Annotated in this window: 22 protein-coding genes and 1 tRNA gene; 12 read left to right on the forward strand and 11 right to left on the reverse strand. The window is 40.8% G+C overall.

Features of this window, described 5'->3' with window-relative positions:
• Positions 1-22: 22 nt before the first annotated feature.
• The 4 genes from MB09_RS16075 to MB09_RS00515 form a co-directional block, all read right to left on the reverse strand.
• Positions 23-166, reverse strand: coding sequence for a hypothetical protein (locus MB09_RS16075; protein WP_165586660.1), 144 nt, complete (start codon positions 164-166; stop codon positions 23-25).
• A 78-nt stretch (positions 167-244) separates the two neighbouring features.
• The gene (locus MB09_RS00505) at positions 245-883 is read right to left on the reverse strand and encodes a response regulator (protein WP_045078913.1); all 639 of its coding nucleotides are present in this window, start codon (positions 881-883) and stop codon (positions 245-247) included.
• Complete coding sequence (locus tag MB09_RS00510; RefSeq protein ID WP_045078914.1) at positions 880-2,889, reverse strand: sensor histidine kinase; 2,010 nt, start codon at positions 2,887-2,889, stop codon at positions 880-882. Before MB09_RS00510 ends, MB09_RS00505 begins: the two co-directional genes overlap by 4 nt.
• A 63-nt stretch (positions 2,890-2,952) precedes the next feature.
• Entirely contained in the window at positions 2,953-3,393 is a 441-nt protein-coding gene (locus tag MB09_RS00515; RefSeq protein ID WP_205618082.1) for a retropepsin-like aspartic protease family protein, read from the reverse strand.
• A gap of 48 nt (positions 3,394-3,441) precedes the next feature.
• Between MB09_RS00515 and MB09_RS00520 the strand changes: the two genes are divergently transcribed.
• The 9 genes from MB09_RS00520 to MB09_RS00560 all read left to right on the forward strand — a co-directional run bounded on the left by MB09_RS00520 (position 3,442) and on the right by MB09_RS00560 (position 9,298).
• Complete coding sequence (locus MB09_RS00520) at positions 3,442-4,206, forward strand: TatD family hydrolase (protein WP_045078915.1); 765 nt, start codon at positions 3,442-3,444, stop codon at positions 4,204-4,206.
• A 32-nt stretch (positions 4,207-4,238) separates the two neighbouring features.
• Positions 4,239-4,631 (forward strand): hypothetical protein, encoded by a 393-nt coding sequence (locus MB09_RS00525; RefSeq protein ID WP_045078916.1) that lies wholly within the window; start codon positions 4,239-4,241, stop codon positions 4,629-4,631.
• A 180-nt stretch (positions 4,632-4,811) separates the two neighbouring features.
• Complete coding sequence (locus tag MB09_RS00530; protein ID WP_045079314.1) at positions 4,812-5,846, forward strand: asparaginase; 1,035 nt, start codon at positions 4,812-4,814, stop codon at positions 5,844-5,846.
• A gap of 80 nt (positions 5,847-5,926) precedes the next feature.
• Positions 5,927-6,014: transfer RNA gene (locus MB09_RS00535), tRNA-Ser, on the forward strand.
• A 121-nt stretch (positions 6,015-6,135) separates the two neighbouring features.
• The gene (locus tag MB09_RS00540) at positions 6,136-6,945 is read left to right on the forward strand and encodes a MotA/TolQ/ExbB proton channel family protein (protein WP_045078917.1); all 810 of its coding nucleotides are present in this window, start codon (positions 6,136-6,138) and stop codon (positions 6,943-6,945) included.
• A gap of 12 nt (positions 6,946-6,957) precedes the next feature.
• Positions 6,958-7,383, forward strand: coding sequence for a hypothetical protein (locus MB09_RS00545; protein WP_045078918.1), 426 nt, complete (start codon positions 6,958-6,960; stop codon positions 7,381-7,383).
• Positions 7,383-8,009 carry an ExbD/TolR family protein gene (locus MB09_RS00550; RefSeq protein WP_045078919.1) on the forward strand — a complete coding sequence of 209 codons (627 nt, stop codon included), beginning with the start codon at positions 7,383-7,385 and terminating at the stop codon, positions 8,007-8,009. Before MB09_RS00545 ends, MB09_RS00550 begins: the two co-directional genes overlap by 1 nt.
• A 10-nt stretch (positions 8,010-8,019) precedes the next feature.
• The gene (locus MB09_RS00555; RefSeq protein WP_045078920.1) at positions 8,020-8,493 is read left to right on the forward strand and encodes an ExbD/TolR family protein; all 474 of its coding nucleotides are present in this window, start codon (positions 8,020-8,022) and stop codon (positions 8,491-8,493) included.
• 100 nt (positions 8,494-8,593) lie between these two features.
• The gene (locus MB09_RS00560) at positions 8,594-9,298 is read left to right on the forward strand and encodes an outer membrane beta-barrel protein (RefSeq protein WP_045079315.1); all 705 of its coding nucleotides are present in this window, start codon (positions 8,594-8,596) and stop codon (positions 9,296-9,298) included.
• Here MB09_RS00560 and MB09_RS00565 read toward each other — a convergent pair.
• The 7 genes from MB09_RS00565 to pyrH form a co-directional block, all read right to left on the reverse strand.
• Complete coding sequence (locus tag MB09_RS00565) at positions 9,293-9,898, reverse strand: hypothetical protein (protein ID WP_045078921.1); 606 nt, start codon at positions 9,896-9,898, stop codon at positions 9,293-9,295. The two genes, MB09_RS00560 and MB09_RS00565, sit on opposite strands and share 6 nt — an antisense overlap.
• Positions 9,898-11,361: an RNA polymerase factor sigma-54 gene (gene rpoN / locus MB09_RS00570; protein WP_045078922.1), complete on the reverse strand. Its 1,464-nt coding sequence runs from the start codon at positions 11,359-11,361 to the stop codon at positions 9,898-9,900. Before rpoN ends, MB09_RS00565 begins: the two co-directional genes overlap by 1 nt.
• 90 nt (positions 11,362-11,451) lie before the next feature.
• Positions 11,452-12,894 (reverse strand): asparagine--tRNA ligase, encoded by a 1,443-nt coding sequence (gene asnS / locus MB09_RS00575; RefSeq protein WP_045078923.1) that lies wholly within the window; start codon positions 12,892-12,894, stop codon positions 11,452-11,454.
• Between the two features lie 141 nt (positions 12,895-13,035).
• Complete coding sequence (locus tag MB09_RS00580) at positions 13,036-15,426, reverse strand: efflux RND transporter permease subunit (RefSeq protein WP_045078924.1); 2,391 nt, start codon at positions 15,424-15,426, stop codon at positions 13,036-13,038.
• Positions 15,427-15,735: 309 nt separating this feature from the next.
• Positions 15,736-17,001: a DUF5686 family protein gene (locus MB09_RS00585; RefSeq protein WP_045078925.1), complete on the reverse strand. Its 1,266-nt coding sequence runs from the start codon at positions 16,999-17,001 to the stop codon at positions 15,736-15,738.
• 87 nt (positions 17,002-17,088) lie between these two features.
• On the reverse strand, positions 17,089-17,643 hold the full coding sequence (frr, locus tag MB09_RS00590) for a ribosome recycling factor (RefSeq protein WP_045078926.1): 555 nt from the start codon (positions 17,641-17,643) through the stop codon (positions 17,089-17,091).
• Between the two features lie 79 nt (positions 17,644-17,722).
• Positions 17,723-18,430 carry a UMP kinase gene (gene pyrH, locus MB09_RS00595; RefSeq protein WP_045078927.1) on the reverse strand — a complete coding sequence of 236 codons (708 nt, stop codon included), beginning with the start codon at positions 18,428-18,430 and terminating at the stop codon, positions 17,723-17,725.
• Between the two features lie 183 nt (positions 18,431-18,613).
• On the opposite strand from pyrH, the gene MB09_RS00600 reads away from it, so the two are divergent.
• The 3 genes from MB09_RS00600 (at position 18,614) to MB09_RS00610 (ending at position 22,869) form a co-directional block, all read left to right on the forward strand.
• Positions 18,614-20,008: a peptidoglycan DD-metalloendopeptidase family protein gene (locus MB09_RS00600; protein WP_045078928.1), complete on the forward strand. Its 1,395-nt coding sequence runs from the start codon at positions 18,614-18,616 to the stop codon at positions 20,006-20,008.
• A gap of 294 nt (positions 20,009-20,302) precedes the next feature.
• The gene (locus MB09_RS00605; RefSeq protein ID WP_045078929.1) at positions 20,303-21,259 is read left to right on the forward strand and encodes a hypothetical protein; all 957 of its coding nucleotides are present in this window, start codon (positions 20,303-20,305) and stop codon (positions 21,257-21,259) included.
• 80 nt (positions 21,260-21,339) lie between these two features.
• Positions 21,340-22,869, forward strand: a complete 1,530-nt coding sequence (locus MB09_RS00610; protein ID WP_131459789.1) for a hypothetical protein — start codon at positions 21,340-21,342, stop codon at positions 22,867-22,869.
• Positions 22,870-22,886 lie beyond the last annotated feature (17 nt).

Here is a 22,886-nt window from a genome sequence, read left to right on the forward strand (position 1 = left end):
TTTGGTTAGTTAGGAAACATCTTCAATAGAATATGATGGTTGAAATTAAATTCAATAAAAGAACAAGAATTATCGAAATAGTCAGCACAACTACTATGGGTTTTCTGGATGTTTCCGAAGTGGAAAAATCCTTTTCTTTATCTTCTATATAAACTGAATCTTTCATAGTGTAAATATCCACTATTTCTTCTAAAAATAAAATACGTGGTAACACGTAAATTTTTGTAATCACTTCAAAAAAAATTTATAACAGCTTGTCGTGGTGCTCTTTGGCCCAGATTAATAGGCTGTTCGTCTTAGGTTCAATATTAAGTTTATTGATGATGTTGCTCCGGTGTTTTTCCACAGTTCTGTAAGATATAAATAGTTGCGAGGCTATCTCCTTATTGGTCTTGTCTTGGGCAATAAGTTTCAATATTTTCTTTTCTGAAGGTGTAAGGTTGGCGAGCTCACTATCTTCCACCAGCACTACGCCTATGAGTTCCTTAATCTTGTCGCTAAAAAAAGGAACACCATCTTTTACCGTCTTTATACAGTTTTCTATCTCTTCCAGAGCAAATTCTTTTAAGATGTATCCAAAAATATTGAGTTCCTGTGCTTTTTGGTATAAATCCTTTTCTTTGTGAAGCGTTATCAATACAATTTTCGTGTCAATATCGGCACCCTTGCATTGTTGGGCAATTTCGAGTCCGGACATATAGGGCATCTGAATGTCCAGAATGGCGATGTCTGGCTTTTTCTGTGTTATAAGATTGTAGGCTTCTCTTCCGTCGCTTCCGCTTCCCAAGAGGTTGTAGCCCTTTTCAATTAAAAAGTCACTCAACCCTTTTAATAAAAGTGGATGGTCGTCTGCAATAATGATGGATGGTGTAGTTTCGCTCATAATGGAAATTGAAATTCCAGCACAGTGCCGGTGTCTTTTTTAGAGGTTACCTTCATTTGGCCCTTTAAGAATTTTGTACGTTCCAAAAGGGTTTTAAGGCCAAGCGATTTCACATCTTGGTATTTTTCGGCAAAGTCAAATCCTACGCCGTTGTCGCGTATGGATATCAGAATATTATTGGTGAATTTTTTTATTGAAACCTTTCCTGCCTCCGCGTGCGCATGTTTTAAAATGTTGCTTAGGCTTTCCTGGATTATCCTGTAAATATTTACTTCGTCTTCCTTTGAGAAAATATCATCAATATTGTCAATTTCCGCAGAAATAAAAAGCGTGGTATTCTCGTCTATTTGGTTTATGGTGTATTCAATAGCCTTGGTTATGCCGAGCTCCTGTAACTGGAAAGGATGCAGATCGCGCGAAATGGCGCGTACTTCCTCAATAGTGTGGTCCACCATTTTTTTGGTATCTGCATCACCGGTGGACATTAATTTATTTTTTATTACCAACAGTTGCTGTCCAATGCCATCGTGAAGGTCCTTTGAAATCCTCCGGCGTTCCCCTTCCTGCGAAATGAGCAGCTCCTGGCTGAATTTTTCCTGAAGAACCTTATTGCTCTTTAAATGCCGTTGGTTTCTATATAAAAGTATAAGTCCAAAACTCAAAAGAATGGCGATACCGCCAAAAAGCATCGCTTTTTTGAAGCTTTCATTGTCTTTTTCCAGAAGACTAATGCTAGTAGTTTTTTCTACCAATTCCTTTTCCTTCTTTTCGGTTTCGTAGAGGGTTTGGTAATATGCCAGTGCGTTTGCGGTACTTCGGTTATATATGGAATCCTTTATAGCGGTGGAGGCTTGGTTGCTTTCAATGCTTTTTTTGTATTCTCCCATATCGTAATAAATTTCGGATAAGAAAGAATAGGTTCCCATAATTTCGTCCTCCATTCCCAAACTTTTGGCAACAGCGAGTTTTTTCTGTGCCAGTACCAATGCGGTATCATAATCACCTATAGTTTGCAGATATTTGGCTTTTCCGCCCAAAAAATTCAGTTCCGCGGCGGAGTTACCGGAGAAATCAAAATCTAGGCTTTCCAAGAGATCTAAATGTTTCTTGGCTTCGATGATTTGATTTTGCTCGCAGTAGTATTCTATAAGTCGCGAATGAATGCCTATATAGGTTGACTTATTAGAATTTTGTTGGTCAAAACTCTTTTCTGCCATTAGCAACGCTTTGTATTCCAGATCGCGGTTGCCCATTTTTTTGTAATCCAGCGCTTGATTGTAATATTCGTACGAGAGAAATTGGTTGAGCCCCAAATTTTTCATTTTATCAATTAAGGCGTCGCGTTCCAGCTTGGCTTTTTCATAAAAACCATTCATGCTGAACATATTGATGATGCCCTGTTGCGCATATACCATATAATCGTATTCTTTTTGAAGCTCGTACATGGTATAGGCCCGGGTCAAATCTTCGCCCGCGAGAACAAATTTGCCCATTTGCGAATAAGTCTGGCCGCGAAAAAGATAGGTATCCGCTATATTGAGCGTATCTTTTGGCGTAAAATTTTCCAATGCCATATTGTAATCCTCTATGGCTCTTTTAAGGTCCACCTTTCTATTGGCACTTCCACGTTTCAAATATAATCCGCCCAATAGAAGACTGTCCTTTATTTTGTATTTGCGGGCCAGAACGCTGTTGATAACAGTAATTGCGTTTAGTGGATCGTTGGCATAATTGGTGAGCGGAAACTGTAGGTTCATCGCTTTTTTGGCTGCTAGTTCTATACTGTCCAATTCCTGGGCCAGGTCTATATATTGTAGGCTGTATTTTATAAAGGCATCGGGGTCTTTTGAGAAGGTGCGCTTTAATAAGCTATCTATAACCGTTAGCCTCTGGGCCTTATTTTCGGTGGTGTGTAATATTTTTTCGTAATATGAAATATCCTGGCCAAACCCTAAATTAGGGTAAAGTGCAATAATGAAGAGTAATGCAATTATTTTTTTCAGCACAAAAGTTTTATTTCTGAAGATAGATAAAAGTACTTAAATTATTGGAAATAAACATATCAGCGGTTAATTCTCTTTCACATAAAAACAATTTCTCCCATAATCGATAACCGCCCTGTGATCCTTTAAAAAATCTGCGCCAATTATTCCGTGTACCGCTTTTTCGTTTACTTGCTGAAGCGCCTCATTTACGTGCGAGAGGTCAAAAAGCACAAAATCCATATTCCGGATGCTCCATTTTTTAATGCTGAAATTATTTCCCCGGGAAAGCATGGTTTCCATATTTATGGCCCCCGCTCCGGCGGCTTTTATGATGCTTTCCTCGCTTACCAACAAAAAATGGGCGCTGTCTGAAAACCCAACACAGCTGGTGGATGCCCCGGTATCCAAAATGAAATTGCCCGCAATGCCATTGATCTTGGCGGAAAAGAGATAATGACCCGTGGCAAGCCGTTTTAAGGGAACGCGATAAAATCCTTGGGCTTCAATAAATTTGCGTAATTGCATCAGCTTTTTTGTGTAAAGATAGCAAACAAAATAAGTAGCTTTGCAGTTATGCTTACAGATACCCATACCCATTTATACAGCGATGCCTTTGCCGAGGATCGCAACCAAATGATGGAACGGGCCTTTGACGCCGGCATTGACCGTTTTTTTATTCCGGCCATTGATTCGGGTTATACCGAGGCGATGTATGCCCTGGAAGCAGCGTATCCTAAAAACGTTTTTTTGATGATGGGGCTGCATCCCACTTCGGTAAAGGAAAATTTTGAGGAAGAGCTGGCCCACGTTGAGGCGCAATTTAAAAAAAGAAGTTTTTATGCTGTTGGTGAAATAGGCATTGACCTGTATTGGGATAAATCTACCTTGGGAATACAGAAAATAGCTTTTAAGCGGCAAATTCAATTGGCCAAAAAATACAAACTGCCTATCGTTATCCATTGCCGCGATGCCTTTGATGAAATTTTTGAAGTATTGGAAACCGAAAAAGGCGATGATCTCTTCGGAATTTTTCATTGCTTTACGGGAACTTTTGAGCAGGCACAACGCGCCATTTCCTTTAATATGAAGCTCGGCATAGGCGGAGTGGTTACATTTAAAAACGGAAAGATTGATACGTTTTTGGACCAAATCCCACTAGAACATATCGTTTTGGAGACTGATTCGCCTTATCTTGCCCCGGCGCCCTTTCGCGGCAAGCGCAACGAGAGTAGCTATTTGGCATTGGTTTGCAAAAAACTTTCGGAGATTTATAATATTTCGGAAGAAGAGCTAGCGCGGGTTACTACTGAGAATTCTAAGAATATTTTTAAAATTTAATATTAGGCTCTAACTTTTAAAAACATAAAACAATGAAATATTATCTATTCGTATTAGTAATCTTTTCAGCATTAATTAGCTGTAATAATGATGATGACCAAGATGACTGTTGGTCAACCTTCGAAACTGCTTATGTACAAAGTGTAATTGCCCCAAGTACTGGCACTGTAGGCGAAACAATTGCAATAGACGTAATTTTTAGCGTCTCTAATGGATGCGGTATTTTCAATAAATTTGAAGAAACCATAACTGGAAATTCCCGTACAATCACTGTAAATGCTGAATATGAGTGCCGACCTTGTACACAAGCAATAGAGACGATAACAGTCGTTTATAGTTTTACTCCTTCCGCCTCGGGTGATTATGAATTAAAATTCGAATCTGGAGAAAACCAATATATTATCGTTGACGTTAATATTCAGTAAGATAATATTCTCTTTAATTTCAGAGATAACATCTAAAGCACAGTCAATTTCGGCTGTACTTTATTTTTTTAGTATTGTCGGAATGTGAAGCAGTAATTTTTAAGTTATTTTTGAAATTCTTTATTCTAAATACCTGTGAATTTTTGTTGGAATTTGGAATTTGAAAATTTGGAATTTTATATGATAAAAAACACCAACCCCAACATACTCCTTATATATACAGGTGGAACCATCGGGATGATCAAGGATTTTGAGACCGGGGCGTTGCGCAATTTCAATTTTGATGAACTGCTGAACCATATTCCCGAACTGAAACTCTTGGATTGCAACATTACAACCACTTCTTTTAAAAAACCCATCGATAGCTCTAATATGAACCCGAAATATTGGGTAGATATTGCGACCATAATTGAAGAAAATTATGAAAAGATGGATGGGTTTGTGGTGCTGCACGGTAGCGATACGATGAGCTACACCGCCTCGGCCTTAAGTTTTATGTTGGAAAATCTGGGCAAGCCGGTAATCTTTACAGGCTCACAGCTTCCCATTGGCGATCTGCGGACCGATGCCAAGGAAAATTTAATCACTTCCATCCAGATTGCCGCTTTGCAGGAAAAAGGCGTTTCAAAAATTGCTGAGGTCTGCCTTTATTTTGAATACAAATTATATAGGGCCAATAGAACTACAAAGATAAACGCGGAGCATTTTGAGGCTTTCGCTTCCCTAAATTATCCAGAGCTTGTGCTAAGCGGCGTGCATTTGGTGGTGAACAACGAAGCGCTTTATAGACCCAATAGAAGAAAAAAGCTTAAGGTCCATAAAACTTTGGAAAGCAATATTCTTTTGGTGAAAGTGTTTCCGGGGATGGACGAGGCTACCATTAAATATCTTTTTGACTATCCCCAGATGAAGGGATTGGTGCTGGAAACCTACGGCGCCGGAAATGTAACAAATGCCGATTGGTTTATAAACCCCTTGAAGGCCGTAATAAAAAGAGGCATTCCCGTGATAAATGTTACCCAGTGTTCGGGCGGGAGCGTAAATATGGGATTATATGAAACCAGCACGGAGTTAAAAAGAATAGGCGTTATTAGCGCAAAGGACTGCACGACAGAGGCGTCTTTGGCTAAATTGATGTATTTATTGGGGCAGAAAATTTCGGCTAATAGCTTCAAAACCATATTTGAAACCTCTTTGCGCGGAGAAATGCAATAAATAAACCGCTTAAATTATTTTATGGCGTTGTTTTTTTTTTGATATTTGGCACTCCATTCAAAAAATGGCTAAATATTAATAGAGAGGTGGCCGAGTGGTCGAAGGCGCACGCCTGGAAAGTGTGTATACGCCACAAGCGTATCGAGGGTTCGAATCCCTTCCTCTCTGCAACAAACATACTGGTGTATTAATACGCTCGATTAGAGTGTCGATTAATATTCTTGCAGATTAACTAAATTATTTTATATCTTTAAACCTTTAACTAAAAACAAACTTTAAGTCGATAGCAATGAAAAAATTATTTTCTATTATGGCGGTTGCCGCAATGGTATTTGTAGGCACATTAAACGCGAACGCTACAACAGCGCAAACAATGCCAACGAGCTCTCAAGCTTTGGTGACGGCAGCTACAGTTTCCTTTATTCAAGATGAAACTGCGCCTGCAGCAGAACCCGAAAAAGGATTTCATCAAGAATTGAAAGAGCGTTTCGTGGAGGGGGGTCCTGGATTTATGGGGATCGTATTATTGTGTTTGATTCTTGGATTGGCAATTGCTATTGAAAGAATTATCTACCTTAACCTTTCTACTACCAATACACAAAAATTGGCTCAGGATGTGGAAGACGCTTTAAATAGCGGTGGTATCGAAGCTGCAAAAGAAGTGTGCAGAAACACAAAAGGCCCTGTTGCCTCAATCTACTACCAAGGTCTGGACCGCGCCCACGAAGGTATCGACATTGCTGAGAAAGCAGTAGTTGCCTATGGAGGTGTTCAAATGGGTCAACTTGAAAAGAATGTTTCTTGGATTTCGCTTTTCATCGCTTTGGCTCCTATGCTTGGGTTTATGGGTACTGTAATCGGGATGATTATTGCATTCGATAAAATTCAGGCGGCTGGTGATATGAACCCATCACTTGTAGCTGGAGGTATTAAAGTGGCACTTTTAACAACCGTATTTGGTTTGATCGTGGCTATTATACTTCAAATTTTCTACAACTACATTATCGCTAAGATTGATAGTATCGTAAACAGTATGGAAGATGCTTCCATCACTTTGATCGATATGTTGTTCGACTACAAACAAAAAAACAAAATCTAAACAAACCACAAGATGGCATTACATAAAATTTTAAAAATAATAGCGTTGCTTCTCGGCGTTGCGGGAGTTATTTTTCTTGCAATGATCATCGCCAAAGGGGATGAGGCTGTATCGGCAACCGGCGAAGGCGTTGATGGTTTCTTGTATGTTGCTTATATTACATTTGCTATAACAATTGTATTTGTTTTGTTCTTTGTACTAAAAGGAATTTTTGCAGGAAACATAAAGAACACCTTAATATCCGTGGGTGCATTTCTACTTATCGTAGTAATCGCATATGTGCTGGCAGACGGAAACCCAATGCCGATGCAGGAAGGCGAAATGCTTTCAGCTAGCGGATCCAAATGGGTAGGAACTGGATTATATGCTTTTTATATATTAGCAATATTGGCTGTGGGCTCAATGGTTTTCAGCGGAATTAAAAAAGTAACTAAATAATGGCAAGAAGAGCAACACCCGAAGTGAATGCAGGGTCAATGGCTGACATCGCTTTCCTATTGCTTATCTTTTTCTTGGTAACTACTACCATTGAAAAGGACAAAGGAATCGCGAGACAGCTGCCACCTAAGGAAGATGTTGTGGATCCGCCAAAAATTAAAGAGAAAAACCTATTTATTGTAAACGTAAACAGGAGCGATCAATTATTGGTTGAAGAAAAATTGATGGAGCTTAAAGATCTCCGTCAAGCCGCGATCGCTTTTCTCGACAACGGTGGAGCACCTTCCGGAAGCCCGGAATATTGCAGTTATTGCAAAGGAAAACGTGACCCAGAATCGTCTGATAACCCGGATAAAGCAGTAATCTCTGTACAAAATGACAGGCTTACTTCATATAAAATGTACATTGCCGTTCAAAATGAGTTGGTAGCGGCATACAATTATTTGAGAGACAGGGAATCAGAAAGATTATACGGATGGAAATTTACCGAAAAGAGTAAAGACCTCGATGAAGGAAAGATAAAGGGTGAAGCCGCTAAAGAGGCACTGCAGGAAAAATTGGAGAATGTTCAAAAATTATTCCCGCTAAAACTTTCAGAAGCTGAACCAAAAAAATCTGGACAATAATATTTAGAATATGTCAAAATTTAAAAAGAAAAAAGACGGCGGATTGCCAGCTATATCTACAGCATCCCTTCCGGATATTGTATTTATGCTACTGTTCTTCTTTATGGTTGTAACGGTACTTCGCGATGACAATCTGCTTGTTCAGAACAAGTTGCCAAAGGCAGATCAAGTTGAAAAGTTGAAGAAGGACCGTTCCGTTTATATTTATGCCGGAAAGCCAAGTTCAAGATATCAGGACAAGTATGGTTCTGAGGCTAAAATCCAAATTGGCGATAAGTACACAGATATATCCAATATCAAGTTTGCTTTGACAGAGGCCCGTCAAAAACTACTTCCTGAACTTCAGGATAAGGTAATGGTGGCCCTTAAGGTTGATGAGAAGACTAATACTGGAATGGTAACTGACATCAAGCAGGAGTTACGTGATCTTAATATGTTGAAGATTATATACATTACCACTCCTGGCAATGAAATAAACCAATAATAAGTATCGACTTTATTTTAAAACGCCTTGTACCAAAATTTTGGGTCCAAGGCGTTTTTTTATGCGCCATATTTTGAAAATACAAGTATCTTTGATTCGTATGCAAAGCGCACTAAAAATTCTTTTTACACTTTTTCTGGGCCTGGTTTCACTTAAAACGGTGGCCCAGGATACCATTCCAAAATCCCCTGTTGATTCGTTATATAGGGAAGACCAGTTTTATATAGGCGTTACCTATAATGTGCCACTGAATCTTCCATCGGGCGGAAATATCCGCGGCCTTTCGGGAGGGATACAATTTGGCTTTTTACGGGATATGCCCATTAACAAACAACGAAACGTGGCCATCGCAATAGGCGCAGGGCTTGCGATTGATCAATTGGGTGAAAATCTTTTTATCGGTGAAACAACAAATGATGAAACCATTTTTAGGGTACTCGATGGCAACGTAGGTTATACCCGAAACCGCTTCAATATGGCAATAATTGAAGCTCCCGTTGAATTTAGATGGCGTACTTCCACGCCTTCCAGTTATAAGTTTTGGAGAGTTTACGGAGGTTTTAGAGTGGGTTATGCCTATTATTACAAAGCAACTTTCAAGCAATCTGGAAACACAGTAAACCAAACTAAAATTCCGGAATTCGATCCATTAAGACTTTCAGCTACACTTAGTCTGGGTTACAATACGTTTAACTTTTTTGCTTCCTACAGTATCAATCCATTTTTTAAAGATGCCGTTACCATTGAGGGTGAAAGAGTGGATATGAGGGTGTTAAAAGTAGGATTGCTGTTTTACATTCTATAACCAAAGGTTGAAAAGAATCAATTGCGGTATGGCTCCCAATAACAAGCCAATGCCCAGTTCAGGATAGGTGTGCGAATCACTATTTAACCGCGATGAGGCTACCCAACCATTTACAAAGAGGAAAAAGGAAATAGTAACCAAAAGGTTTATTTTGAAATGCGCGCTCAGCCCCACAAGAAACATCAAAATACCGGCAACGCCCATTTGGTGCAGGCTTACCTTTAATTTAAAAAGCACCATTACAAGCGCACTGAAGGCTGAAAACAACATGCCTACAAAAAAATAGTACAGCTCTGGATCTTCATAGGGATCAAATATCATCTTGATGATGAGTAGTAAGAGTATGCACTGGATCATTAAGGGAAACTTGCGTTCCCGCACCTCTTTTAGGTAAATCGTTTCTACTACTCCAAGGTTTTTCAGAAGAAAGAAAACCACCAACGGTATTAACACGGTGATTATGCCGATGGCGAAGAGATTGGCGCGCATCAACTCTGGTTCAAGGTATCTCGGTGTAACGTTGAAATAGAGCACGGTGCCCAAAAGCGGCATCAACAATGGATGAAAAATATAGGAAGCAGCTTTTAGAAAAAATCTCATCAAATTTCCTTTCGTAGTCGCGCGACTGGCAAGTCCAGTTGTTCGCGGTATTTGGCTATGGTACGCCGGGCAATAGGATAGCCCTTTTCCAATAAGATCTTTGCCAGTTTATCGTCGGTAAGGGGCTTTCTTTTGTCTTCTTCGGAAATGGTTATTTCAAGAATTTTCTTGATTTCCTTGGTAGAAACATCTTCGCCCTGATCATTCTTCATCGATTCACTGAAAAATTCCTTTATCAGCTTTGTCCCGTAAGGCGTGTCAACGTATTTACTATTTGCAACGCGTGAAACGGTGGAAACGTCCATATTGATCTTATCGGCTATATCTTTCAGGATCATCGGTTTCAGCTTGCGCTCATCTCCGGACAAAAAATACTCTTTTTGATGGTGCATGATGGCGTTCATCGTAACGTAGAGCGTCTGTTGCCTTTGTTTGATTGCATCTATAAACCATTTGGCCGCGTCCAATTTCTGTTTAATGAACATTACCGCGTCCTTCTGCGCTTTCGATTTGTCTTTGGATTCTTTATACCCTTTAAGCATGTTGGTATAATCGTGGCTCACGTGAAGCTCTGGCGCATTTCTTCCATTTAAGGTTAAATCCAATTCGCCATCCACAATTTTTATCGCGAAATCGGGTACCACGTGCTCCACGATCCTATTGTTTCCCGAATAGGTGCCGCCCGGTTTTGGGTTCAGGCCTTCAATTTCGTGGATGGCATCGCGAAGCTGGTCTTCAGTAATATCAAATTTCTGAATAAGCTTTTTATAATGCTTTTTGCTGAAATGATCGAAGGAATCATCCAATATATCAATCGCCAATGCAACGGAAGGCGTTTGTTCCCTTCGCTCCAATTGAAGCAGTAAACATTCCTGAAGATCGCGGGCCGCAACGCCGGCGGGATCCAGCTCCTGAACCACTTTTAGAACTTTTTCTACTTTATCCTCGGTGGTGTAAACATTTTGGGTAAAGGCCAAATCATCAACAATATCCTGGATTTCACGGCGTATGTAACCGCTTTCATCCACACTGCCCACCAGAAACTCGGCTATTTGCTTTTCCTCTTCGTCAAGGCGATAGGTGCTCAATTGCTGCATTAAGTGCTGGGTAAAGGAAGTTCCCGCGGCATAGGGCATTTGGCGTTCCTCGTCATCTGCACTGTAATTGTTCGCGGAAAGTTTGTAGCTCGGCACTTCGTCATCGCTCAGGTAATCATCAACGTTTATATCTGTTTCAATTACTTCGTTGCCTTCGTCATAGCTATCGTCAAATTCATCATTGCTGAATTCATCATCAAAATTCTCCCCTTCGTCCTTCCCGCCCTCCAAGGCTGGGTTCTCCTCCAATTCCTGCGCTATCCGCTGCTCAAAAGCCTGCGTGGGCAACTGTATCATCTTCATCAACTGTATCTGCTGAGGCGATAATTTCTGGGAAAGTTTAAGATTTAATTGCTGCTTTAACATACGTCTAATTACTACTTCATAAAGTTAAAAAAAACCAGCTACTAAAATAATTAAGTAGCCAGTTTTAATACAATCTTATGCTTTTATTGCTTAGAACTCTGCGTTGCCCGGAGTTCTTGGGTAAGGAATTACATCGCGAATGTTGCCCATTCCCGTAGTGAACTGTACCAATCGCTCAAAACCAAGCCCAAAACCACTATGGACCGCGGTTCCAAATTTACGCAGGTCTAAATACCAATACAGTTCCTCGGTACTAATGTCCATAGCTTCCATTTTTTGTTTTAGCACATCATATCGCTCCTCACGCTGTGAACCGCCAACTATTTCGCCGATACCGGGAAATAGTACGTCCATCGCGCGGACCGTCTTTCCATCGTCATTCAAGCGCATATAGAAGGCCTTGATTTTTGCGGGATAATCGAAAAGGATAACGGGACTCTTAAAGTGTTTTTCAACCAAGAAACGCTCGTGCTCGCTCTGTAGGTCGGCGCCCCATTCCTCGATTATATATTTGAATTTTTTCTTCTGGTTTGGTTTCGAACGCTTCAAAATATCAATCGCTTCGGTGTAGCTTACCCTTTTGAAATTGTTTTCCAAAATAAAACGAAGCTTTTCGCGAAGTTTCATCTCGCTGCGTTCGTCCTGTGGTTTGTTCTTCTCCTCTTCCAGCAAACGGTTTTCAAGGAATTCAAGATCGTCGGCACAATTTTCCAGCGCATAATTGATTACATATTTGATGAAATCTTCCGCCAAATCCATATTTGCGTCCAAATCATTGAAAGCAACTTCTGGCTCAATCATCCAGAATTCCGCCAAGTGGCGGCTGGTGTTTGAGTTTTCAGCCCTAAAAGTAGGGCCGAAGGTATAAACCTTCCCAAGCGCCATCGCATAGGTTTCGGCTTCCAACTGCCCGCTAACGGTAAGATTGGTTTCCTTTTCGAAGAAATCTTCCTTAAAATCTACGTTGCCGTTTTCATCAAGCGGCGGATTTTTGGCGTCCAAATTTGTAACGCGGAACATTTCGCCTGCGCCTTCGGCATCGCTTCCGGTGATAATGGGCGAGTGCATATAATTGAACCCGTTTTTCTGAAAATACTCGTGCACTGCAAAAGCCAATTTGGAACGTGTGCGCATCACCGCGCCAAAGGTATTGGTCCGCACGCGCAAGTGTGCCTGTTCGCGTAGGGTCTCCAGGGAATGTCTTTTGGGTGATAAAATGGTGAGCTTTACATCTTCAGGATTGGCCTCGCCCAGCACGGTCAATTTTGAAACTTGTACTTCTACTGTCTGGCCCTGACCCTGACTTTCCACAAGCACGCCGGCAACTTCAATGGCGGCCCCCACGGTTGTTTTCTTAAGAATTTCTTCATCAAAATTTTCAAAATCCACTACACATTGCAGGGTTTTGATGGTAGAACCGTCGTTTAAGGCGATGAACCTGTTGCTTCTAAAAGAGCGCACCCAGCCACGAACAATCACGTCAACGTGGGTTTTTTCGCTTTTCAACAATTCATCTATGGTTTTGTGTTGCATATTCTTATTTTAAGAGGAGCAAATATACTTTTAAATAAAATTCCAAAAAAGTAAAAGCGCCAAATTCCAGAGAAGCCAACTCACTATCGTGGGGCGGATTTTAAACCTTTAGTATAAGTTAGAAATTTCGTTGAATACTATCTATTCTATTTCATCTTCGTCATCGGTTAAAATCTCGATGGCGGGTTTTTTCATGGTTTCCTTATTTGCGATGCTTCGTTCCAAAGAAAGTAAGAGCGTGGGCAGCAACAGCAGGTTTGAGAGCATGGCGAAGAGCAGCGTAATGGAAACCAGCGCGCCCAACGCAACCGTCCCTCCAAAACTGGAAATGGTAAACACCGAAAACCCGAAGAAAAGCACAATCGAGGTGTAAAACATACTTACCGCCGTTTCGCGCAGGGCGGCAAAAACCGATTTTTTAATTTTCCAATTATTGGCAATAAGCTCCTGCCTATATTTTGCAAGAAAGTGAATGGTATCGTCCACAGAAATTCCAAAAGCAATGCTGAAGACCAAAATGGTGGATGGTTTTATGGGAACGCCCACAAAGCCCATGACGCCAGCTGTAATTATCAAGGGCAGTAGGTTTGGGATAAGTGAGATTACTATCATTTTAAAGCTTCGGAACATCCACGCCATAAATACAGCAATCAGGAAAATGGCGAGCGAAAGGGAGAGAATGAGGTTGTTTACCAAATAATGCGTTCCTTTCTGGAAAACCAAGGCCTTTCCGGTAACGGAAACATTGTAGCGCTCCGGCGGAAAGACTTTGTTTATTTCGTTGTGCAAATCCTCCTCGATGCGTTTAAACCTATCCGGCTCAGTATCTTTCATAAAGGTGGTAATACGGGCAAACTGGCCCGTGCTATCCACATAACTGTTAAGAAGGTTAGTGTCTGTATTGCTGCTTTTGGCGTAGCTTAGTATAAATGTTTTCTCTTGGCTGTTGGGCAATTGATAGTATTCCGGGTTGCCGTTATAGTATGCCTGTTTTGAATATTTCACCAATTCAACCACGGAAAGCGGCTTTGCAAATTCAGGAATTTCCTTGATATGGTCCTGCAGTTCGTCAATTCGTTTTAAGGTGGAAAGGCTCATAACGCCCTTTTTCTTTTTGGTGTCCACCATTATTTCCAAAGGCATAATGCCTTCGTATTCCTTTTCAAAAAAGCGGATATCGTCAAAGAAGCCAGTATTCTTCGGCATATCCTCAATGAGGCTTCCCGAGATTTTTATGTTGTAGATTCCAATAATACTTGCACAAAGCAACAGTACCGCGGAAATATAAATAGTGATGCGGCGCTCCTTTACCATTCGCTCAATCCAATTCACAAAACCATTTATCCACGTTTTATTTAAGTGTTTTAAATGTTTGTATTTCGGCACCGCCATGTAACTGTAAATTATGGGAATGATCAACAAACTCAACAGAAAGATGGCTACAATGTTGATGGAGGCCACGATACCGAATTCACTCAAAAGCTCACTCTTCACCAAAATAAAAGTAGCAAAACCCGATGCCGTGGTAAGGTTTGTCATCAAGGTTGCGTTGCCCACTTTTGCTATTACCCGCTGCAGGGATTTGGCCTGGTTGCCGTGCAGTTTTATTTCCTGTTGATATTTGTTGATGAGAAAGATACAGTTCGGAATCCCGATTACGATTATCAACGGCGGAATCAAGGCGGTGAGTACGGTGATTTCATAATGCATCAGCCCCAAAAACCCGAAGGCCCACATCACCCCGATAATAACGGTACACATAGATATGAAGGTAGCGCGCCAAGAGCGAAAAAAGAAGAAAAAGATAAGCGAGGTAACCAGCAGCGCCCCGCCAATGAACAACCCAATCTCGTCGATGATACTTTGTGAATTCAACGTTCGGATGTATGGCATGCCCGAAGTATAAACCGTAACGCCCGTGTCTTCCTCAAATTTTTTGATGATGGGTATCAAATCGTCAATCACAAAATCCTTTCGGGCGGCGGTGTTTACAATGTCCTTTTTCAGATAAATGGCCGAACGGATGCTCTGCTTGTCCGGACTGTAAATAAGTCCGTCATAGAACGGCAGTTTATTGAAAAGCTCGTCTTTGTATTCCGCAAGGTTGGCCTGGGTAAATACCGAATCTTTTATGAAGGGCACCAATTCAAAACCCGTGGTGTCAGTCCTCTTTTCAAGTTTTTGCAGGTTGCCCACGGAAAGCGTGAGCTCTACTTCGTTAAACTTGCCAATATCCTTGGAAAGCTGGTTCCAAGCCTTAAATTTTTCGGGCGTAAATATGGTAGAATCCTTGACCCCCATTACAATCAGGTTGCCCTCTTCGCCAAAATGCGACAGAAACTGGTCGTATTCAAGATTAATGGGGTGGTCGTCCGGAAGTAGGTTAGCCTCGGTATAAGTGAAGCGCATGTTTTTCCACTGAAGCGCGAGCAGGACGGTTATGGCTGCTATAACTATTAAAATCCAGGTTCGGTTCCGCAATATAAAACGGGCCACCCAGCTCCAAAACCCGATGCTAAAAAGTTTGTTCAAAGCAATTTTTTATAGACTTGGCAAAGGTACATATTTGCGATAAGTAAGGAATTTATTTTCAGGGGAATTTAGGAAGTTGGTGGAGTTCCATTTTGCGATTCGTTGCTTTTGGACAAACACCGGAGATGAAAGTTCCCAGTTTTATTTAACGTCGTGTAGCATAAAATTTCAACCGTATCAGTCAAAAATAGCCGTCTTGAAGGATAGAATTGGTGCCATAAGGGTTGGAATAGCCGTCGTTTCCCATAAAATAAGCAACTGCACCCATAGATTTACCCGCTAAACCCGAATAGGCAAAGAAGCTACTCGCTACACCTTCAAATAAAATGTAAACTTAAACGAAATATTATCCGAGAATTTAGGCAGGTTGTAGTATCCATAGCGGAAAGCACCGCTAAGCCCAAACCCGAAAAGGATTTTGTTGAGTTCAATGCCACTCTCGTTATAAAGATGGTCCAGCGTATTAAAAGGAATCCCAAAATGATCATCCTTATTGCTCATATCGCCCAAAGCGTGGCGCGTAATAAGTACCAGCTCGGGCTTCCATTTTTCCGTTAGCTTGAACCTGCGCAAGCTGTGCTTTACCTGCAGGGTAGTAAGTTTATCTGAGAAAAATTCGCCAAAGTACATAGTCTCGAAACTTTGCACGCCCGCCACCGAAAAGCGTTGCAGCACTTCATCTTTCGTGGGTTGGTTAGGGTAGGAGTGAAATAAATGCGTAAGAGGAACATCACCTGTGGCCAGTGAGCCTTCCAATAGAATATTGGTTGATGAAAGATCGGTGCGCTTAATGTAATAATCCAATTTCAATCCAAATTTGGTATAGTTGAAATCGCTACTTGCCACGCCCTTGAAGCCTTGGGTAACCTGTGCGCTAATTTTGGGAAAACCATCAAAATATTCACGTATGCCCTCTTCATTGGTAAAAAAATTAGTTTTGGGACTAATCCGAAAAGAAACCGTAGCCTCCGCCAATTGATATTTTGTGAAAGGGACGCCATCGTTGATAAAATAATAGTTTTCAATATTCTCCACGTTGCTGTGTTCCACCCGTACTTCTCCAAGTATTTTTGGGGAAAGTTCTGCCGCAATGTTTGCGTACCATTTTCTATACTTGTAAAATTGGGTAATATTTACAAGCCGTGGCTCAAACAGGGAATAGACCCGGGCATCGGTCAAATAATCAAAGGAGCCAATTTCCTTTACGTCATCGGCATAATAGACACTTATCCAAGCTTTCTTCTCCTTATTTACCCGCGCACTCCCGCCTAGACTAAATTTTGAGGTTTTATCCTTAAAGCCATAGGCATAATACCCGCCCAATTTATATTTTTCGAAAAGCCTGTCGTTGGTCAATCCACCAATTCCTAGTCGAAGACCTTCATAATTATTTAGCTTGATGATAGTTTTTAGGTCTATGTCAAAAAAACCAATGGGGTAATATCCCGAAGAGAGGGGATGTTCTTTTTTGTCTGCGACTCCTGCAATGGTATCCTTGTCGGTCTTTATTGCCGGCTCTTGCGCAGACGCAAAAATGGTAAGGCTTAAAAAGACAGGGAAAAGAAATTTTCGCATTCGCAATGGTTGGTTTAGGATGTTTTAAAAGTAAAAAGAAAGCGGCCATTATGCCGCTTTATTGTATTTAGTTTAACGATGTCTGCATTACACAGTCATAATTTCTTTTTCTTTTTTTGCCAAAATCTCATCGATCCTTTTTATATGGGTATCGGTCATTTCCTGAATGTCCTCTTCCAGACTTTTTTTAAGATCTTCGGATATTTCCAAGGCTTTCAAGTCGTTGTTTGCGTTTTTACGGTCATTGCGAACGCCGATTTTTGCCTCTTCCGCAGCGGCCTTTGCCTGTTTTGCTAATTCCTTTCTGCGCTCCTCCGTTAGTGGCGGTACGTTAATGATCACGCTTTCGCCATTGTTCATGGGGTTGAAACCTATATTGGCAAGGTGGATTCCGCGTTCTATTTCTGGAATCATCTGCTTCTCCCACGGCTGGATGCTTATGGTCATCCCGTCTGGAGTGCTCACGTTTGCCACTTGGCTCAAAGGCGTTGGACTGCCATAATAATCTACCATTACGCTGCCAACCATTGAAGGTGAAGCCTTGCCGGCACGAATGTTTACCAATTGCTTTTCAAGATGCTTAATGGCGTTGCCCATTGCTTCTTTTGTGCCGTCTATTATAAAATCTATTTCGTCTTCCATGTTAATTCAAAATTCCGGGTTCAAAATTCACTATATTTTTGCCACGAAATCGTGCAATAAAAATATTCGTGGCTACTTTTTACAAATTCACCTTCGTGCCAATCTTTTCACCGGAAATAACCTTTAATAGGTTTCCTTTGGTGTTCATATCAAACACGATGATTGGCAGCTCATTTTCCTGGCTTAGGGTAAAGGCTGTGGTATCCATCACTTTCAGGCCTTTTTGCAATACATCTTCAAAACTGATAAAATCAAATTTTGTTGCCAGCTTATCTTTTTCTGGGTCGCTGGTATAGATTCCATCTACTCGGGTTCCTTTCAAAATAACATCGGCACCTATCTCAATGGCCCGCAGAACTGCTGCCGAATCTGTCGTAAAATAAGGATTTCCGGTGCCGCCTCCAAAAATAACCACGCGTCCCTTCTCCAAATGCCGAATGGCTTTCCTGCGGATAAAAGGCTCCGCAACCTCATTAATATTAATGGCGCTCTGTAGGCGTGTGGGCACCTCTTCATTTTCCAAGGCACTTTGAAGCGCCAGTCCGTTTATTACGGTTGCCAGCATTCCCATATGGTCGCCCTGCACCCGGTCCATGCCGCTGCTGGCGCCCGCCAAGCCCCTGAAAATGTTTCCGCCGCCTATTACGATAGCCACTTGTACGCCTTTATCGGTAATCTGTTTTATCTCTTGGGCGTATTCCTTTAGGCGAACGGGGTCTATGCCATATTGTTGATCGCCCATTAAGGCCTCTCCGGAAAGTTTCAATAGTATTCTTTTGTATTGCATAATCTGGGTTTGCTGGGGCAAAAATAATGAAAATTATTGATGCTGTGGAAGGAATTGAAAAAGTAGTTTTTTTGAAATAGAGTCACATTCTATAATTGGAAAGTTTGGATTTCGTGATGACAAATTACCCATTTGCCCGATGTAGGAATGTTTAACCATTTATAATCCTTAAAATTTCACAGTATGAAAACACCATTATTTTATTTGATTTTTGGAATTTCGACCGCAATGATTTCCCAAAATTCGGGGAAGCTTGTGCCGCCGAATGCCCCAAGCCTGCACACTCCAAGTATTGAGAAAACCGAATGTATAACCGATGCGCAAAGACAGGAAGTGCGCCGTCAAATTGCGCTGAACAAGGAGCGCATACTCCGGCAAAACCCAAATGCTTTTCAGCACAAAGGGAATTCGCCTTTATTTGTTATGCCCCTTCGCGCCAAAGCCGGTTTTGATGACTATGGATATTATATAGTAAATAATCAAGTAGATCACAACTTAACGCCGAATGGAAATCTGTTGGACTATGAATGTGGTCAACGCAGTTATGATTGGGCAACCGGTAACCATGAAGGTACAGACTATGTGCTCTGGCCCTATCCTTGGAAACGGATGCAAGAGGAAGTTATGGAAGTAGTGGCCGCTGCCCCAGGTACTATTATCGACAAACGCGATGGGCATTTTGACCTGAACTGCGTGAACAACGGCAATCCCAAGTGGAACGGCATCATAATAGAACATTCCGATGGTTCCCAAGCATGGTATTGGCACTTTAAGGATGGAGCCATTACCTCAAAAAATATTGGCGACACCGTGTCTGAAGGTGAATATCTGGGCGCTGCGGGTAGCTCGGGCAGCAGTACCATTCCGCATTTGCATTTTGAAATTTATGATGCGGGCAATAATTTAATAGACCCCTATCAAGGTCCGTGCAATAGTATGAATTTCGATAGCTGGTTCGTCAATCAGCCAGATTACTATGTTCCGGCAATAAATCACCTTTCCACCCATAACTCCACAAATTTTGACGATGATTGTGGGATTGTGGAAAACACCTATGAAGAGCTAAATTTTGAACCCGGAGAAATAGTTTACTTTCGAATTTTTTATCGAGACCTTCAGACTGATAGCGACACTCATATAACAGTACGAAGGCCCGATAATTCCATACTCTATGATTATGTATTTACATCGCCTTGGCCATTCTATACCGGAGCCTATGCGCAATGGGAATATCCTGTAGATGGCAGTTGGCCAGATGGGGTCTATACCATTACTGCTGAATTTGCCGGAAATACCTATGAAACTATTTTTGGGGTGAATACGAATTTGGGTGTTAATGAATTGGATTCTTTAAATATATCAATATATCCAAACCCCACGACCGGGCAATTGTATATCAAGGCCAGCTCACAAATTGAAAGCGTTGCGCTTTTTGATCTCTTGGGAAGAAGTGTTCTGGAAATTTCTCCTTTGGCCGAGACTGCAACTTTAAATCTTGAAGCGCTAAGTTCGGGAATGTATGTTGCCGTAATTTCTTCAAAAGGGAAAAGAGCAGTAAGAAATATTATAAAGGAATAATTTAGGATTAAGTTGTCCCGTCGAGTGCAGTGGAGACCTTTTTATTTTAAAACAAATTAAAACCCTTGGGAGGTAACACTTCCGAGGGTTTTCTTTTTTGTAGGAAAAAACTTAATTTCATACAGGGAAATCCCCCTGCAAAAAACAGGGAAAATCCTATTTTATATTTAATTTTTTTAGCATAATTTTAAGAAATTAACTAACTTTAATCGACCAAAGTATGAAAGCACACGCCCACACGCCCACACGCCCACACGCCTTAAAGATTATGCATTTCTTTTATTTTTAATACTCATGTTTTCTGGATTTGCATATTCCCAGACTGATAACTTATGCATTACCCCTACCAATTATACCCCGGACACATTAGGGGCTTATAGTAAATCTACCTCCCCTTCCTATATAAATAATTTTCCAAGTAGGACTTTTAATATTTTTTACGGGAGAATAAATAAAAGTGATGGTTCTTATAGCCAGCCTGGATGGCCTGTAACCTTAGAGAAGGCAAAAGCAAGTGTTGCTCTTTTAAATTCATATTATAAGCCTTTTAACATCTGTTTTAATCTGACTGGAATGGATACTATAAATTCAACCGCTCACCACACCGGATCAAATTTATATAACATAAATCTTTATGCAGAAAATAACGGCTATGTAAAATCAGATGCCTTTAATATATATGCTCCCCATGAATTAATTCAAGGAGCGGGGGAATCGTGGCTTAAAAATACAAAAATAGCTATGACAGGTTCCTTAATTGCAATAGGAACAATTTTACCCCATGAAATAGGCCACTGTTTTAACTTACACCACACTTTTGGGCCCGGAAATAGTAGACCTGATCCCCTTAACTGCGAACGTGTAACCCGCATTCCAAGTGACCCCGAATATAATGCTCATATGGCAGGTGATATGGTTATTGATACCAATGCAGTTCCTAACTTCAATTTAGAACAGCATAGCTATTATGCTTACGCTTTACTCGAGGCCGGGCTTGTTCCTATTTGGTCGGACGGTATTCAGATTGCCAAAAATCCGAACGGCTTCAATGGGTTAATTAATGCCACAGCGATTGCACAGGCACTTGCGGATTATGGATTTACACAGACAGAAATAAATTATTTACGTTATAATCCGGCCATTAGAGATGCTTATACAGATGTTCCCAACTGCTTGTATGCGCCAGACGGGAGGATTAATGACCCGACCGTCGATTTTTTAAAGATTGTGGAGGATCGTCTTATACAATAACCCAAGCCGATATTAAGAATATGATGGCCTACTCAAATTCAAATTGCGGGAGAATTTTTTCTTCCGGTCAAAAGATTAGAATGCATGAAACTATTGAAAGCGATTATCAAGGAAGATTCAGCGCTGTAATGGCAGATAAGGATTATGACCTATATGTAGAAGATATGGTAGATGATATTGGCCAAGAACCCAATATTCATACGGATGTTTTCTGGAACAGTAAAGATATTTGGGTTAGAAATACAAATGACGGCATGGTTATACAAGAACATCAAAATCCCATATATTACCCATCCAGTCCCAATTATGTTTACGTTAAAGTGAGGAATAAAGGTTGTAGCCCTTCTTCCGGCAATGACCAATTGAAATTATATTGGGCAAAAGCAAATACTGCTCTCGATTGGCCGATATCCTGGAATGGAGGAGTGGTTATTGGGGGTATTCCAATGGGAGGTCCTTTAGGGACGTTAACCATTCCTCCAATCGCATCTGGTCAAGAATCTATTCTGGAATTTGAATGGTATGTGCCCAATCCTGCAGATTATAGTAGCAATCCAAATCCGTGGCATTTCTGTCTTTTGGCACGTATCGAATCCAGTAACGACCCAATGACCTATCCCGAGGGTACGTTCATTACAGATAATGTTAAAAATAATAACAACATAGCTTGGAAAAATACCACTGTGATTAGAATTAACCCAGACAGTCCAAGTATAGGCGCTGTAATTGGTGTAAGTAATCCCACAAATGTAGCGAAAAATTACAGCTTAGAGCTTTTGGCATCACCTAATGAACCTGGAAAACCAATTTACCAAGAGGCAGAAATAGGTATAGAAATGGATGATATACTTTATGACGCTTGGGAAAGAGGCACTGGCAGTGGTACAAATTTTCTCACCACAGCAAACAATCATAAGTTAATAGCTACAGGTAATAATGTCGTGATTGATAATATCGCTCTTGAGGCCAATGGATACGGAACCGCTTATATTACATTTAACTTTTTAACGGCACAACTTACTGGCAAGCAGTATTATGTTTATCAAGTAATTCAAAGAGATAAAGCAACCAATAAAGTTATTGGCGGCGAAACTTTTGAAATAAAAAAACTGCCCAGACCGTCTTTTGAAGCAGATGCGGGCGATAATAAAGAAATAGAAAGGAATGAAAGCATAACCCTTCAGGCAGATGATATTAATGAGGATGCTGTTTATAATTGGTACGCTCCAGATGGAACCCTCATATATATTGGAACTACATTGACCATAGCACCCGAAATAACCCAACAATACAAACTTGAAATTATTTCAGATTTAGACGGATTAAAAGATTATGATGAAGTGACGGTTACAGTAAATCCATACCGGATTATAAGCATGGCTCCCAATCCAGTGAGTTCACTTTTAAGTATCGATTATATGGTCGAAGGGGTAAATTCTGCCTATATTATGGTCTTGAACCAAAGCACCGGCGCATCGGACAATTATATACTAAACACAACCCAAAATGAAATTGCTCTTGACCTTACTACCCGCCCTACTGGCTTATATTCCATAATTTTAGTATGCGATGGAGAAATACAGGATACTAAAAACCTCTTAAAACAATAATCTTAAAAATCTATTAT

It is taken from the genome of Aequorivita vladivostokensis (genome assembly GCF_000952855.1).
GTDB lineage: Bacteria > Bacteroidota > Bacteroidia > Flavobacteriales > Flavobacteriaceae > Aequorivita > Aequorivita vladivostokensis.